The following is a 15,380-nucleotide window of genomic DNA, read 5'->3' on the forward strand; positions in this document are numbered from 1 at the left end:
TCTGGTCTTAAACGCCGCAGAGTTGGTTACAATAGCGGCGTCCCCCAATAATGAGGCAGTCAGCAGTATGGAACAGTTCGAAGCGATCAACGTTGAACAGGCTTACACCCGCTGGAAAGAGGGCAGCGCCGCCCTGGTCGACATCCGCGATCCGCAAAGTTTTGAAGCCGGGCACACGCCGGGCGCCTTTCACCTCACCAACGCCACCCTGTCGGCCTTTATGCAACAAAACGACTTCGAGCGGCCGGTGATGGTGATGTGCTACCACGGCAACAGCAGCCGCAGCGCGGCGCAATACCTGCTGCACCAGGGGTTCGACGCGGTTTACAGCATCGACGGCGGCTTCGAGGCCTGGGCCCGTCAGTATCCGCAAGACGTGGAAACCTCTGCCTGATCCCCGCCGCCCGCCGTGCGTCGGCGGGCTTCCCCTTCGTTTTTATGCGCGTTTTCGCGGGTTTTTCGCAGATCCGTTTGCCAGCGCTCAGGATTTCGACGTTATAATCGGCCGTCAGGGTCGCCGGCGCGCAAGCGGCGGCCAAAATCATTCACTTACGACGGAAGAGCAATGGTTAGAGTAATCGCCGTATCCAACCCGCGCCTGGCGCTGGCCTTTGTCGACTATATGGCGACCCAGGGCATCCGGCTTGAGCTGCGCAACAGCGGCGAGGTGGCGGAAATCTGGCTGGCCGACGAAGGTCATCTCGAGCAGGTGCAACACGAGCTGCAGCAGTTTCTGGTCGATCCGCTCAACCGCCGTTATCAGGCCGCCAGCTGGCAGACCGGCCATACCGACGCCGGCCTGCACTATCAGAGCGAGTCCTACCTGCACACCCTGCGCAGCAAGGCCGGGCCTCTGACGCTCGGCGTGATGGTGCTGTGCATCGCGGTCTATATTCTGATGCAGGCGCTCGGCGACGATACCGTGATGTACTGGCTCTCCTGGCCACAAGACAGCAGCCAATACACGCAGCTGTGGCGCTGGGTCAGCCATGCGTTCCTGCATTTCTCCCTGCTGCATATCCTGTTTAACCTGATGTGGTGGTGGTATCTCGGCGGCCAGATGGAAAAACGCCTCGGCGCCGGCAAGCTGTTCGTGCTGGCGGTGGTGTCGGCGTTCTTCAGCGGCTGGGCGCAATCGCTGTTCAGCGGCGCGCTGTTCGGCGGGCTGTCGGGCGTGGTCTATGCGCTGATGGGCTATGTCTGGCTGTCGGGCGAACGGGCGCCGGAGCGCGGCCTGATGCTGCCGCGCGGCCTGATGGTGTTCTCGGTGCTGTGGCTGGTGGCCGGATATTTCGATATTTTAGGAATGTCGATCGCCAACGCGGCACACGTAGCCGGTTTAGTGTTAGGGTTATTGATGGCATTTTGGGATACGCGTCATCGCGCACACAACGAACAATAACAGCCGGGAGCTATGCCCAGCGGGCATAGCGGGCGTTTTAGGGGATTATCGTGAAGCAAACACAGCGTCATGACGCAATTATCGAGCTGGTGCGCCTGCAGGGTTACGTCAGCACGGAAGAGCTGGTCGAGCATTTTGACGTCAGCCCGCAAACGATTCGCCGCGATTTGAATGACCTGGCCGACCAGAACAAGATCCAGCGTCACCACGGCGGCGCGGCGCTGCCTTCCAGCTCGGTCAACGCTGCCTATAACGATCGCAAGGTGATGTGGTCGGAAGAGAAAGCCCGCATCGCGCAGCGCGTCGCCAGCCAGATCCCGGACGGCGCCACGCTGTTCATCGATATCGGCACCACGCCGGAGGCGGTGGCCCATGCGCTGATGAACCACAAGAACCTGCGCGTGGTCACCAACAACCTTAACGTCGCCACCCTGCTGACCGCCAAAGAAGACTTCCGCCTGATCCTGGCCGGCGGCGAAGTGCGCACCCGCGACGGCGGCATCATGGGCGAAGCCACCCTGGACTTCATCTCCCAATTCCGTCTCGATTACGGCATTCTCGGCATCAGCGGCATCGATATGGACGGCTCGCTGCTCGAATTCGACTATCACGAAGTGCGCACCAAACGCGCGATTATCGAAAATTCCCGCTGCGTGATGCTGGTGACCGACCACTCCAAGTTCGGCCGCAACGCCATGGTCAACCTGGGCAACATGAACCTGATCGACTACCTGTTTACCGACCAGCTGCCGCCGCCGAGCGTGATGAAAATCATCGAACAGTACGACGTGCAGCTGGAGCTGTGCTGATTCGGCCTTAACCTGCGGGGCGCGCCGCCGCCCCGTTTCATCCCTTTAGCCCCCCTCACCGACAGCCTTTTGCGCGCCCGCGTCATATCCATGCTGCTTGTGTGACTATCATCACCAAACTGTTACCTCTATCACGCCTAAATGTTTTTGTTTGGTTAAGTCTTGGCTTGCTTGTTGGTTTTTGATTACAATCATGAGCGAAAACGAACATGAAAGAGCTATTTCGAACATCTGGAGGAAGATGACGTGGAAACCAAAGACTTGATCGTTATCGGTGGCGGCATCAACGGTGCCGGCATCGCGGCGGATGCTGCCGGGCGCGGGCTGTCGGTACTGCTACTGGAAGCGCAAGACTTGGCCTGTGCTACGTCTTCCGCCAGTTCCAAACTGATCCACGGTGGCCTGCGCTACCTGGAACACTACGAATTCCGTCTGGTAAGCGAAGCGCTGGCCGAACGTGAAGTGCTGCTGAAACTGGCGCCGCACATCGCGTTCCCGATGCGTTTCCGCCTGCCGCACCAGCCGCATCTGCGTCCGGCCTGGATGATCCGTATCGGCCTGTTCCTGTACGATCACCTGGGCAAACGCACCAGCCTGCCGGGCAGCAAGGGGTTGCGCTTTGGACCAGAATCGGTGCTGAAGCCTGAACTGAAGCGCGGTTTCGAATATTCCGACTGCTGGGTCGACGATGCTCGCCTGGTGGTGCTGAACGCGCAGGAAGTGGAAAAACGCGGCGGCGAAGTGCGCACCCGCACCAAAGTGACCCGCGCATGGCGCGAAAACGGCCTGTGGATGGTGGAAGCGGTCGATATCGACAGCGGCAAAACCTTCACCTGGCGCGCCAAAGGCCTGGTGAACGCCACCGGCCCGTGGGTGAAAAACTTCTTCGACGACGGCCTGAAGCTGAAATCGCCTTACGGCATCCGTCTGATCAAAGGCAGCCACATCGTGGTGCCGCGCGTGCACGATCAGCCGCAGTCTTACATTCTGCAGAACGAAGACCACCGCATCGTGTTCGTGATCCCGTGGAATGACGAGTTCTCCATCATCGGCACCACCGACGTGGAGTACAAAGGCGATCCGAAAGACGTGAAGATCGACGAGAACGAAATCGCTTATCTGCTGAAAGTGTACAACGATCACTTCAAGAAGCAGCTGGGCCGCGACGACATCGTCTGGACTTACTCCGGCGTGCGTCCGCTGTGCGACGACGAATCCGATTCACCGCAGGCGATCACCCGCGATTACACGCTGGACGTGCACGACGAGCAAGGCAAGGCGCCGCTGCTGTCGGTCTTCGGCGGCAAGTTGACCACCTACCGCAAGCTGGCCGAACATGCGATGGAAAAACTGGCCCACTACTACCCAGGCTGCGGCCCGGCGTGGACCAAAAACGCCACGCTGCCGGGCGGTGACATCGACGGCGACCGCGACGGTTACGCGGCCAAACTGCGCCGTGCGCACGGCTGGCTGCCGGAAGCCCTGGCGCGCCGCTATGCCCGCACCTACGGCAGCCAGAGCGAGCTGATCCTGGCCGGCGCCAACGGCCTCGCCGATCTGGGCGAAGATTTCGGCCACGGTCTGTATGAAGCCGAACTGCGCTATCTGACCGAGAAAGAGTGGGTCGTGGAGCTGGACGACGCTATCTGGCGCCGCACCAAGCTGGGCATGTGGCTGGACGAAGCGCAGCAGGCGCGCGTGAAAGCCTGGCTGGCGGAACACGCGAAAACGAAAGCGCTGTCGCTGGCTTCCTGAGCCGCAGCGTAACGAAAAAGGGCCGGTTATCCGGCCCTTTGCTTTTTTCCTGCCCCGCTTTACAGCTTCACCGGCTTAATGTGCCAAATTTCATCCGCATATTCCTGAATGGTGCGATCGGATGAGAAGTAACCCATATTGGCGATATTCAGCACCGCGCGCCGCGTCCACTCGTCCTGATTGAGATACACCTCGTCCACCTTGTCCTGCGTGTCCACATAGCTGCGGTAATCCGCCAACAGCTGATAGTGATCGCCGAGGTTCACCAGCGAGTCGAACAAATTGCCATAGCGCTTCGGCTCCTCAGGGCTGAACATGCCGGTGGCGATCTGCGTCAGCGCCTGATGCAGCTCTGGGTCTTGCTCGTAGTACTGGCGCGGGTTGTAACCGTTGCGGCGCAGTTCCTCGACCTGCTCGGCGGTATTGCCGAAGATAAAGATGTTCTCTTCCCCCACGTGCTCGCGCATCTCGACGTTGGCGCCGTCCAGCGTGCCGATGGTCAGCGCGCCGTTCAGCGCGAACTTCATATTGCTGGTGCCCGAGGCTTCGGTGCCCGCCAGCGAGATCTGTTCCGACAGATCCGCCGCCGGGATGATGATCTGCGCCAGGCTGACGCCGTAGTTCGGAATGAACACCACCTTCAACTGGGTATGCACGCGCGGATCGTTGTTGATCACTTTGGCCACGTCGTTGATCAGGCGGATGATCTGCTTGGCAGCATAGTAGGCCGAGGCCGCCTTGCCGGCGAAGATCACCACCCGCGGCACGCGCTCGATATCAGGGTCGGCCAGCAAACGGTTATACAGCGTGATGACGTGCAACACGTTGAGCAACTGCCGTTTGTACTCGTGAATGCGTTTGATCTGCACGTCGAACAGCGCATCCGGGTTAACCACCACGTTGAGCGTTTTGGCGATGTACAGCGCCAGCCGCTCCTTGTTCTGCCGCTTGGCGCGCTGCACCGCCTGCAGGAAGCTCGGGTAATCGATGTTGGCCTTGATCTCGCTCAGCTGGCTGAGATCGGTGCGCCAGGTTTGGCCGATGCAGTCGTCCAGCACCGCCGCCAACGGCGGGTTGGCCAGCGCCAGCCAACGACGCGGCGTCACCCCGTTGGTTTTGTTGCAGAAACGAGTCGGGAACAGCCGGGCGAAGTCGGCGAACAGCGACTGCACCATCAGTTCGGAATGCAGGGCGGAAACGCCGTTGACCTTGTGGCTGGCCACCACCGCCAGCCACGCCATGCGCACCCGACGGCCGTTGGTTTCGTCGATGATCGAGACCCGCGCCAGCAGATCGTTGTCGCCCGGCGCCACCTCCTGCACCATTTTGAGGAAGTGATCGTTGATCTCGAAAATCAGCTGCAGATGGCGCGGCAAGATGCGGCCAAGCATGTCCACCGGCCAGGTCTCCAGCGCCTCGCTCATCAGCGTGTGGTTAGTGTAGGAGAATACCTGCTCCACCACTTCCCAGGCGTCGAGCCACTTGAACTTGTGCTCGTCGATCAGCCGGTGCATCAGCTCCGGAATCGACAACACCGGGTGAGTGTCGTTGAGGTGAATGGCGATCTTGTCCGCCAGGTTGTCGAAGGTTTTGTGCATCAGCCAATGGCGATTGAGAATATCCTGCACCGTGGCCGACACCAGGAAATACTCTTGTCGCAAGCGCAATTCACGCCCGGAGGAGGTCGAATCGTCCGGATAGAGCACGCGCGACACGTTCTCCGAATGGTTTTTATCTTCCACCGCCGCGAAGTAATCGCCCTGATTGAACTTGCCGAGGTTGATCTCGTTACTGGCCTGCGCGCCCCACAACCGCAGCGTGTTGGTGGCGTCGGTGTCGAAACCGGGGATCACCTGATCGTAGGCGATGGCCACGATCTCTTCGGTCTCCAGCCAGCGGGCCTTGGCCCCCTCCTGCTGCACGCGGCCACCGAAGCGCACCTTGTAGCGGGTGTTATGGCGCGGAAACTCCCACGGATTGCCGTACTCCAGCCAGTAGTCCGGCGATTCCATCTGTTGGCCGTTGACGATGTTCTGCTTGAACATGCCGTACTCATAGCGAATGCCGTAGCCGCGCCCCGGCAGCGCCAGCGTCGCCAGCGAGTCGAGGAAGCAGGCCGCCAGCCGGCCCAGACCGCCGTTGCCGAGCCCGGGGTCGTTCTCTTCCTCCAGCAACTCCGCCAGGTTCAGCCCCATCTCGTTCAACGCGTTGTCGATGTCCTGATAAATGCCCATCGACAGCAGCGCGTTCGACAACGTGCGGCCGATCAGAAACTCCATCGACAGGTAATACACCTGCCGCACGTCTTGAGACAGCTGGGCGCGGTTGGAGCGCAGCCAGCGCTCCACCATGCGATCGCGCACCGCGAACAGGACGGCGTTGAGCCAGTCGTGGCGGTTGGCGATCGCCGGATCCTTGCCGACGATAAACATCAGCTTATAGGCAATGGAATGTTTCAGCGCTTCCACACTGACCGTAGGTGAGGTGTAACTAAACGGTGAAGTCATGGCTTTTAATCCCTAATGGGGAGCCCAGCCATCCGCCGCGGAATAGCTGGCCCCGCTGAACATGGGCGCGGTACGCTGCGCCCCGACAATCTACCCTTACGGTTGCCCGCCGCGCGTCAACTCGCGACGCGAATCGCGGGCTACAAGCGTTGATAAAGCGATAAATACTCTTTCGCCGCCACCGGCCAGCCGAAGTCCACGCTCATGGCGTGGCGCTGAACGTGGCGCCAGTGTTTCGGCCGGCTCCACAGCACCATGGCGCGGCGGATGGCGTTGCCCAGCGCGACGGCGTCGCAATCGTCGAACACGAATCCGCTGGCGGTGCCGTCGGCCAGGTTCTCCAGCGCGCAGTCCACGACCGTGTCCGCCAGTCCGCCGGTGCGGCGCACCAGCGGCAGCGTGCCGTATTTCAGGCCGTAGAGCTGCGTCAGGCCGCAGGGCTCGAAGCGGCTCGGCACCAGAATGACGTCGGCGCCGCCGATGATGCGGTGGGAGAAGGATTCGTGATAACCGATCTGCACGCCGACCTGCTCAGGGTAGTCGGCGGCGGCGGCCAGAAACGCCTGCTGCAGCACCGCGTCGCCGGCACCCAGCAGCGCCAACTGCCCGCCCTGCGCCAGCAATTCGGGCAACGCCTGCAGCACCAGATCGAGGCCTTTCTGGCTGGTCAATCGGCTCACCACCGCGAACACCGGCAGCGATTCGTCCACCTTCAGCCCCATGGCCTTTTGCAGATGCAGCTTGTTTTTGACCTTGCTTTTCAGATCGTCGGCGTCGTAGCGGGCGCTCAGCCGCGGGTCGTGGGCCGGATCCCAAATCTTGTCGTCCACGCCGTTGAGGATGCCGCTCAACCTGCCTTGCCGCTGCCGCTCCTGCAGCAGCCCCTCCATGCCGTAGCCGAACTCCGGCCGGGTGATCTCGCGCGCATAGGTCGGGCTGACGGCGGTCACGTGGTCGGCATAAAACAGCCCGGCCTTGAGGAACGACATCTGGCCGTAGAACTCCAGGCCATAAACATCGTAAAACGACGCCGGCAGCCACAGCTCGGTCACGTGATGGGCGCAGAACAGGCCCTGATAGGCCAGGTTGTGCACGGTGAACACCGAACGCGCCGGGTGGCCGTTGGCGGCCAGATAGGCGCAGCTCAGACCGGCATGCCAGTCGTGGGCGTGCACCAGCTGCGGACGCCAGTAGCGATCCAGCCCCTTGGCCAACTCGCAGGCCATCCAGCCCAGCAGCGCAAAGCGCCGGTGGTTGTCGGGGTAGGCGTACATGGACTGATCGTGGTACGGGCTGCCCGGCCGGTCATACAGCCAGGGCGCATCGATCAGGTAAATGCCCACGCCATGGTAGGTGCCGTAACGCAGGCCGACACGGCCGGCGAACGAGTCTATCTCCGCCACCAGCACGGTGTCGGGTATGCCGTTGCGTACATCAGGGAAAGCGGGCAATAGCACCCGAACATCGGCGCCTTCGGCGATTTGCGCCGCCGGCAGCGCGCCAACCACGTCTGCGAGTCCGCCCGTTTTCAGCAGGGGGAACATTTCAGAACATACGTGTAAGACCTGCATTATCACTCCTGAAAGTCGGCCGAAGGCCTCTGGATAAGAAATAAAGCAGGCTTGCCGCTGTTATGTGTGCCGCGTTGCGCAAGCCATCGAACCGTTCATCGGGCGGCAGGCTATCGTTCTGCCCCCCACGTTAACTCACAATTTTGACAACATTTCGCGCGTCACCAGCACGATGCCGCCTTCCGAGCGATAGAAACGCTTGCTGTCCTCATCGGCGTTTTCCCCGATCACCATGCCCTCCGGAATATGGCAGGCGCGGTCGATGATGCAGCGCCGCAGGCGGCAGGAACGGCCGACGTTCACGTCCGGCAACAATACGGTAGAGTCGATGGTGCAAAACGAGTTCACTCGCACGCGCGGGAACAGCACCGAATGCACCACCACCGAGCCCGAGACGATGCAACCGCCGGACACCAGCGAATTCATGGTCATGCCATGGCTACCGGAGCGATCCTGCACGAACTTGGCCGGCGGCAGCGGTTCCATGTGGGTGCGAATCGGCCAGGCGCGGTCGTACATGTCCAGCTCCGGCGTCACCGACGCCAGATCGAGATTGGCGCGCCAGTAAGCGTCCAGCGTGCCCACGTCGCGCCAGTAAGGCGGCAAGTCGGGGTTGGACGTCACGCAGGACAAGGTAAACGGATGCGCCCACGCCGCCTGCTGCGCGGTGATTTTCGGGATCAGATCCTTGCCGAAATCGTGGCTGGAGCCGGGGGTCGACATATCCTCTTCCAGCAGTTGGAACAGGTAGGCGGCATTAAAAATATAGATGCCCATGCTGGCCAGCGACATATCCGGGTTGCCCGGCATCGCCGGCGGATCGGCGGGTTTCTCCAGGAACTCGATGATACGGTCGCTTTCATCCACCTTCATCACGCCGAATTCGCCGGCTTCGCTGCGCGGCACCGGCAGGCAGGCCACGGTGCACTGGGCCCCCTTCTCGACGTGGTCGATCAGCATGCGCGAATAATCCATCTTGTAGATATGGTCGCCCGCCAGGATCACCACGTATTCGGCCTCATAGCGGCGGATGATATCCAGGTTCTGGTACACCGCGTCGGCAGTGCCCTTGTACCAATGCTCGGTGCTGAGGCGCTGCTGGGCCGGCAGCAGATCGACGAACTCATTCATCTCCTCGTTGAGGAACGACCAGCCGCGCTGAATGTGCTGCACCAGCGTGTGCGACTGGTATTGGGTGATCACGCCGATGCGGCGGATGCCGGAGTTCAGGCAGTTCGACAAGGCGAAGTCGATGATGCGGAATTTGCCGCCAAAGTGGACGGCGGGCTTGGCGCGGGTGGAGGTCAAATCTTTCAGACGTGAACCGCGGCCACCGGCCAGGATCAGCGCTACGGATTTAATCGGCAACTGGCGCGCCAACATCAGGGGGTCTTTATTTTCAAACCTAACCATAGCGGACTCCTTTTATTATTTCCGTACCAGTACGCAAAGCGAGCGCGCGGCCTGGTGCCAGGCGGGCAATACCGCCCGTGAGTCTTCCTGAGTGAACGGGGCGACAACCTGCCAATCGCCTTCCGGCAACCTCATCTCCGTCGTTTGCGGCGTGGCGTTGATCAGCAGCAGCCAGCGCTGCGACAGCAGGATCTGCATGAGCGGCTCGCCCTGCTCCCACTGCTGCGCGTCGAGCGCCTGCCCTTGCGCGTTCAGCCACTGCACGCTGCCGTCGTCCTGCTGCCACCAGCGGTCCTGCTGCAGCGCGGGGATCTGGTGGCGCAGCGCGATCAGCGCCGCGACGTAATCGGTCAGCGCGTCGTCCGCCGTGGCCCAATCGAGCCAGGTGGTGGCGTTGTCCTGACAATAGGCATTGTTGTTCCCCTGCTGGCTGTGTCCCTGTTCATCGCCGGCCAGCAGCATCGGCGTTCCCTGGGACAGCAACAGCGTGGCGAGCATCGCCCGCTGGCTGGCCCTGCGGCGTTGCACAATGGCGTCGTCGGCGACCAGGCCTTCGACGCCGTGGTTGTTGCTGAAATTGCGATCGCTGCCGTCGCGGTTGCCCTCGCCGTTGGGCTGATTGTGTTTCTCATTGAAGCTGACCACGTCCTGCAGGGTAAAACCGTCATGGGCGGTCAGCATATTGACGGTGGCGTAAGGCGCTCGCCCGCGCTGGTTATACAGATCGCTGGAAGCGGCAAAACGCCGGGCGAACTGGCCGAGCGACACGCCGCTCTGCAGCCAGAAACGACGCATGTCATCGCGGTAATGATCGTTCCATTCGGCGAAGCGGCCGGGAAACGCCCCTACCTGATAGCCGCCGGGGCCAATGTCCCAGGGTTCGGCGATCAGCTTGCAGCGCGACAGCACATCGTCCGCCAGCATCGCCTGGAACAGCGGCGCATCGCGATCGAACCCCGGCGTGCGGCCGAGCACGCTGCCCAGATCGAAACGGAAGCCGTCGACGTGGCACTCCCGCACCCAAAAACGCAGGCAATCCATCACCCAGGCCACGCCCTGCGGCTGATCCAACCGCAGCGTGTTGCCGCAGCCGGTGTCGTTGACATAGTCCCCTTCGGGCGTCAGCCAGTAGTAGCTCAGGTTATCGATGCCGCTCAGCGACAGCATCGGCCCGTCCATATCCAGCTCGGCGCTGTGGTTGAACACCACGTCGAGGATCACCTCGATGCCGGCTTTGTGCAGCGCCTTGACCGCATCGCGGAATTCGTTCAGCGGCGTGGCATCGGTGCTCAGGCTGGCGTAGCGGTTGTCCGGCGCATAGGGCGCCAGCACGTTATAGCCCCAATAGTTGATCAGCCCCAGCCGCTGCAGGCGCGGTTCGGAGGTATGTTGCTGCACCGGCAGCAGTTCCAGCGCGGTGATGCCGAGGCGTTTGAAGTGGGCGATCATCGCCGGGTGCCCCAATGCGGCGAAGCTGCCGCGCAGCGCCGGCGGGATCTGCGGGTGCAGCAGCGTCAGGCCGCGCACGTGCGCTTCGTAAATCACCGTCTGTCCCCAGGGCGTGGCAGGCGGGCGATCGTCCTGCCAGTCATACTGTTCGTCCACCACCACGCACTTCGGCATCAGCTCCGCGCTGTCGTGCGGGTCCGGCTGCTCGTAACCGCCGTGCAGGTGCGGGTGATCTGCCACCGGCCCTTCCACCGCGCGCGCGGCCGGATCGAGCGCCAGTTTGTTGGGGTTGAAACGCTGTCCGTTCGCCGGGTCAAACGGGCCGTAGACCCGGTAACCGTAACGTTGCCCCGGCCTGCCGCCCGGTAAGTAGCCATGCCAGATATCGCCGCTGCGCGCCGGCAGCGGCAGGCGCACTTCGCGCTGCTGGCCGTCGAACAGGCACAGCTCCACCCGCTCCGCGTGCGCCGAGTACAGGGTAAAGTTGATGCCTTCGCCGTCGTAATGCGCGCCCAGCGGCGCGGCGAGGCCGGCCGTCAGCTCCGTCATGGCGCCTCCCGCAGCAGATAAATGGTCGCCAGCGGCGGCAGCGTTACGCAGATGGAGAAGTCGCGGCCGTGGCTGCCGACCGCTTCGGAAGAGACCCGCCCCTGATTGCCGGCGTTGCTGCCGTGATAGTGGTGCGAATCGGTATTGAGGATCTCGCGGTAGTCACCGGCGCGCGAGAGGCCGATGCGGTAGCGGTAGCGCGGCACCGGGGTAAAGTTGCTGATGGCGATCAGCTCATTGCCCTGCGAATCGTAGCGCGCGAAGGCGAACACCGAGTTATCGTGATCGTCGACCACCAGCCACTCGAAGCCGTCAGGCCGGTAGTCGCGCTCGTACAGCGGCGCCTGCTGCCGGTAGCAGTGGTTCAGATCGCGCACCAGCCGCTGCACGCCGTTATGCCAGTTATCCAACCCTTCCAATAAATGCCAGTCGAGGCTGGTATCGAAATTCCACTCGCGCCCCTGTGCGAATTCGCAGCCCATAAACAGCAGCTTCTTGCCCGGATGCGCCCACATAAAGCCGTAATAGGCGCGCAGGTTGGCGAATTTCTGCCAGGCGTCGCCCGGCATACGGTCGAGGACCGATTTTTTGCCGTGCACCACTTCATCGTGCGAGATAGGCAACACGAAGTTCTCGGTATAGGCGTACAGCATGCCGAAGGTCATCTGGTTGTGGTGATACTTGCGGTGCACCGGATCGCACTTCATGTAATTGAGCGTGTCGTGCATCCAGCCGAGGTTCCATTTGTAGTGGAACCCAAGGCCGTTGGCGTCCGGCGGCAGGGTGACGCCGGGATAGTCGGTGGATTCCTCCGCCAGCGTCACCGCGCCCGGCTGCGCCTGGCCGATAGTCTGGTTGGTATAACGCAGGAAGGCGATCGCCTCCAGGTTCTCGTTGCCGCCGTAGTAATTCGGCACCCACTCGCCGTCGGCGCGGCTGTAGTCACGATAGATCATCGACGCCACCGCATCGACCCGCAGCGCGTCGATGCCGAAGCGCTCCAGCCAATACAGCGCGTTGCCCGCCAGGTAGTTGCGCACCTCGTGGCGGCCGTAGTTGTAGATCAGCGTATTCCAGTCCTGATGGAAGCCCTCGCGCGGATCGGCGTATTCGTACAGCGCCGTGCCGTCGAAGTTCGCCAGGCCGTAGGCGTCGCTCGGGAAGTGCCCCGGCACCCAGTCGAGGATCACGTTGATGCCCGCCTCATGCGCCGCCGCCACGAACGCCCTGAAATCGGCCGGCGTGCCGAAGCGCCGGGTCGGCGCATACAGCCCCAGCGGCTGATAGCCCCAACTGCCGTCGAACGGGTGCTCGTTGACCGGCAGCAGCTCGATATGGGTGAATCCCATGTCCTTCACATAGTCGATCAGCTGCACCGCCAGCTCGCCGTAGCTGAGCCAGAAGTGGTTGTCGGTGTGGCGACGCCATGAGCCGAGATGCACCTCGTAGATGGCGATCGGCTGGTCAAAATCGTTGGCGCGGCGGCGCGCCTGCGTCGACGGCACCACCTCCGGCAGCGGCGCCACCAGCGAGGCGGTGTCCGGGCGCATCTGCGCCTCGAAGGCGTAAGGATCGGCTTTCAGCTGGGTATTGCCGTAGCAATCGACGATTTCATATTTGTACAGCTGGCCGGCCCGCACGCCGGGCAGGAACAGCTCCCAGATGCCGTTTTCACGCCGCAGACGCATCGGGTGGCGGCGGCCGTCCCAGAAGTTGAACTCCCCCACCACCGAGACGCGCTGGGCGTTAGGCGCCCAAACGGCAAAGCTGACGCCGTCGACACCATCCAGCGTGGCGAGGTGAGCACCCAGGCGTTCATAGGGGCGCAGGTGCGTGCCCTCGGCCAGCAGCCAGCTGTCGATGTCCTGCAGCAGCGGGCCGAACCGGTAGGGATCGTCGACGATCTGTTGATGATCGCGCCAGCTGACCTGCAGCTGATAGCGGAAAGGATTTTTGCGCCGCGGCACCACGGCGCTGAAGAAGCCGCGCGGATCGTCGCAGTTCAGCTGCACCAGTCGCCGGCCGGTTTGCTGTTCCACCAGCCAGACTGCGCCGGCGTCCGGCAGCAGCGCGCGCACTTGCAGACCGTTATCGGTCGCATGCATGCCAAGCAGAGCAAAGGGATCGGCGTAATGGCCGGAGATGATCTGATCAATCACGTCACGATCGGGAAGTACAGGCATAGTCTTCTTCCTTAGATTAACAGCATGATCTAAGCACGGCTTGTTGGTTATTCCTTGGCCGTTTTGGTCATCATGCAATGCATTCGGACTCTAAAGCGTGATTGCGGTCGGTTATTGACCAATCTTTACTCTGCCGACCTGAATTTCGCTCTTTATGCTTATTTTTTGAAATATTTCAGTCATGGTGAAAAACTGTTCGCCCATGCGTTAAGCATAGCCAATGTCTGTTAAAAACTGCTCGGCATTGGTGAGGAAAATTCTTCATTAAGAAAACTGCCAGCCTGACGGCATCTGCATGTGGCGGCCGACGAGAAGAGATGCGGGGTACAGCCCAATGAAACGAGACTTGCGATAACGCTGCCCGACGCGGCGCGCAGCGAACAAAAAAGCGGAAAATAAGGCGTTAGGGGGCTGAAAGCGCTCAGCCCCCAGGAAGTGCGGGTTTACAACAAAGTACAGAAGCAGCAGGTATCGCCTATTCCAAAGCAGAGATCACCTTCTCAAGAAACGATCGCGCCGTGTATCCCCATGGCGCTGGTGCAAACTCCCCATCAGCAAGTTCAGCAACGGCAAGTTCAAGCTGTTGTTCCTCAGGATATTGCGCCAGCAACGCTCGTGCTTCATCGACGGTTTTTCTCACTGTCGCGGTATTTTCCGTCTCCCGATAAGAGGCCAGGATCTCTTCTACAGACTCTCCAAATAAATCATAATCTTGCCCCAAAAAAACACGCACAAGTGTACCGAGATTAGCGACTGAAAAGCCCATAGGGTCCCTTATCTGATAATGGGGTAAGCGGTTAAAATGTAATACGGCTTACCGTTGTAAATTTTCTTTAGCAAGACAACCCGCACGCTGTTGGACGTTAATTGAATTGTGCTTCCTTGCCTGTAGCCAAAACCAACCGCTTTACCCACCTTATGCGTGAGTTCAAGCACGTTGGCCGAAGTAGGCTGTTGCGCCCAGCGCTTAATAAGCGCGTTATTCACTTTCAACGCCCGACTAATCGCGTCTTCAGCAGTACGTAAATCTGTAAATGTCGAGGCTGACTGTAAACCAGGACTCTTTGCCAAACGCTCCAGCAGCTCTTCTGAACTTTTAGCAACATGCTTAGCAATAGTGTGCCCACCTCCTTTTGCACCGGCTATAGACTCGTGTTCAAGCAATTTTAATTGCCCCACCCGAACGGAAGCCACGCGTACAGCGCCTAAAGCGGTTGCAAACACCAAAGGAACGGCAATATCTACCGTTAAACCGACGTTGTAAGCCATATCTTCGTCGGCCCCCAGACTCTGAGCCAGCAAAACCGCCGACTTGTAAGTGTCTGTAGTCAATGATCGGCCGGTAATGATCTGATTTGATGCGGTTTTTATGCTATCCATGCTATGAGTGCCAACGACCACGCATCCCACTTTGGTTAACAATGTTGGGTCAGGCGCATAGCACATCACCCCAGCCCCAAGAAGTTCGACGACTCCCCCCGCTAAACCCAGTCCCCCCATGAGCCGATTACCCCAGGTTTCCCCTTCTGTGACCGTGCTATCCGACATCACGGCCGCTAGCTGCACGGGTGAAAGCGCGACCTGCAATCCTTCGTTGGAAATCATATCCCTATACCTGCGCTATGTTGCCAATGCGCTTATAAATATCACAGGGAAGATTAACTTGTAACCACATTCAGACCATACCGACATGACTCCGCTCATATGAAAAAGCCCGCAATAAGCGGGCTTTGAAATACAAC

General features: G+C 60.7%; 11 protein-coding genes. 4 read left to right on the forward strand and 7 right to left on the reverse strand.

All coding sequences use genetic code 11. The annotated features are described in order from the left end of the window. The first annotated feature begins 67 nt into the window (after positions 1 to 67). The 4 genes from glpE to glpD all read left to right on the forward strand — a co-directional run bounded on the left by glpE (position 68) and on the right by glpD (position 3,966). Positions 68 to 394 (forward strand): thiosulfate sulfurtransferase GlpE, encoded by a 327-nt coding sequence (gene glpE, locus ACJ8PE_RS21125; RefSeq protein ID WP_004930790.1) that lies wholly within the window; start codon positions 68 to 70, stop codon positions 392 to 394. Between the two features lie 171 nt (positions 395 to 565). Beyond that, on the forward strand, positions 566 to 1,402 hold the full coding sequence (glpG, locus tag ACJ8PE_RS21130) for a rhomboid family intramembrane serine protease GlpG (protein WP_197760654.1): 837 nt from the start codon (positions 566 to 568) through the stop codon (positions 1,400 to 1,402). Between the two features lie 50 nt (positions 1,403 to 1,452). Continuing rightward, complete coding sequence (locus ACJ8PE_RS21135; protein WP_004930797.1) at positions 1,453 to 2,211, forward strand: DeoR/GlpR family transcriptional regulator; 759 nt, start codon at positions 1,453 to 1,455, stop codon at positions 2,209 to 2,211. A 246-nt stretch (positions 2,212 to 2,457) separates the two neighbouring features. After that, entirely contained in the window at positions 2,458 to 3,966 is a 1,509-nt protein-coding gene (gene glpD / locus ACJ8PE_RS21140) for a glycerol-3-phosphate dehydrogenase (RefSeq protein WP_004930801.1), read from the forward strand. Between the two features lie 59 nt (positions 3,967 to 4,025). Here glpD and glgP read toward each other — a convergent pair whose 3' ends face one another. The 7 genes from glgP to ACJ8PE_RS21175 all read right to left on the reverse strand — a co-directional run bounded on the left by glgP (position 4,026) and on the right by ACJ8PE_RS21175 (position 15,243). Then, on the reverse strand, positions 4,026 to 6,473 hold the full coding sequence (gene glgP, locus ACJ8PE_RS21145; protein ID WP_033645307.1) for a glycogen phosphorylase: 2,448 nt from the start codon (positions 6,471 to 6,473) through the stop codon (positions 4,026 to 4,028). Positions 6,474 to 6,613: 140 nt separating this feature from the next. After that, positions 6,614 to 8,044: a glycogen synthase GlgA gene (gene glgA / locus ACJ8PE_RS21150; RefSeq protein WP_197793255.1), complete on the reverse strand. Its 1,431-nt coding sequence runs from the start codon at positions 8,042 to 8,044 to the stop codon at positions 6,614 to 6,616. A 135-nt stretch (positions 8,045 to 8,179) separates the two neighbouring features. After that, positions 8,180 to 9,457, reverse strand: coding sequence for a glucose-1-phosphate adenylyltransferase (gene glgC, locus ACJ8PE_RS21155; RefSeq protein ID WP_004930810.1), 1,278 nt, complete (start codon positions 9,455 to 9,457; stop codon positions 8,180 to 8,182). A gap of 15 nt (positions 9,458 to 9,472) precedes the next feature. Next, on the reverse strand, positions 9,473 to 11,455 hold the full coding sequence (glgX, locus tag ACJ8PE_RS21160) for a glycogen debranching protein GlgX (protein WP_197760656.1): 1,983 nt from the start codon (positions 11,453 to 11,455) through the stop codon (positions 9,473 to 9,475). Continuing rightward, complete coding sequence (gene glgB / locus ACJ8PE_RS21165) at positions 11,452 to 13,638, reverse strand: 1,4-alpha-glucan branching enzyme (RefSeq protein WP_197795585.1); 2,187 nt, start codon at positions 13,636 to 13,638, stop codon at positions 11,452 to 11,454. Before glgB ends, glgX begins: the two co-directional genes overlap by 4 nt. Before the next feature lie 475 nt (positions 13,639 to 14,113). Next, on the reverse strand, positions 14,114 to 14,404 hold the full coding sequence (locus ACJ8PE_RS21170) for a contact-dependent growth inhibition system immunity protein (protein WP_197793253.1): 291 nt from the start codon (positions 14,402 to 14,404) through the stop codon (positions 14,114 to 14,116). Between the two features lie 8 nt (positions 14,405 to 14,412). Next, complete coding sequence (locus ACJ8PE_RS21175; RefSeq protein WP_047026502.1) at positions 14,413 to 15,243, reverse strand: RNase A-like domain-containing protein; 831 nt, start codon at positions 15,241 to 15,243, stop codon at positions 14,413 to 14,415. Between the last annotated feature and the right edge of the window lie 137 nt (positions 15,244 to 15,380).

Source organism: Serratia sp. CY74737 (assembly GCF_052166775.1).
Taxonomy (GTDB): Bacteria; Pseudomonadota; Gammaproteobacteria; order Enterobacterales; family Enterobacteriaceae; genus Serratia; species Serratia ureilytica.

Bases quoted from the DNA above. Each gene is read 5' to 3' on its own strand.
- glpE (WP_004930790.1), top strand. From the start codon at position 68: ATGGAACAGTTCGAAGCGATCAACGTTGAACAGGCTTACACCCGCTGG.
- glpG (WP_197760654.1), top strand. From the start codon at position 566: ATGGTTAGAGTAATCGCCGTATCCAACCCGCGCCTGGCGCTGGCCTTT.
- glgP (WP_033645307.1), bottom strand. From the start codon at position 6,473: ATGACTTCACCGTTTAGTTACACCTCACCTACGGTCAGTGTGGAAGCG.
- glgA (WP_197793255.1), bottom strand. From the start codon at position 8,044: ATGCAGGTCTTACACGTATGTTCTGAAATGTTCCCCCTGCTGAAAACG.
- glgC (WP_004930810.1), bottom strand. From the start codon at position 9,457: ATGGTTAGGTTTGAAAATAAAGACCCCCTGATGTTGGCGCGCCAGTTG.
- glgX (WP_197760656.1), bottom strand. From the start codon at position 11,455: ATGACGGAGCTGACGGCCGGCCTCGCCGCGCCGCTGGGCGCGCATTAC.
- glgB (WP_197795585.1), bottom strand. From the start codon at position 13,638: ATGCCTGTACTTCCCGATCGTGACGTGATTGATCAGATCATCTCCGGC.
- ACJ8PE_RS21170 (WP_197793253.1), bottom strand. From the start codon at position 14,404: ATGGGCTTTTCAGTCGCTAATCTCGGTACACTTGTGCGTGTTTTTTTG.
- ACJ8PE_RS21175 (WP_047026502.1), bottom strand. From the start codon at position 15,243: ATGATTTCCAACGAAGGATTGCAGGTCGCGCTTTCACCCGTGCAGCTA.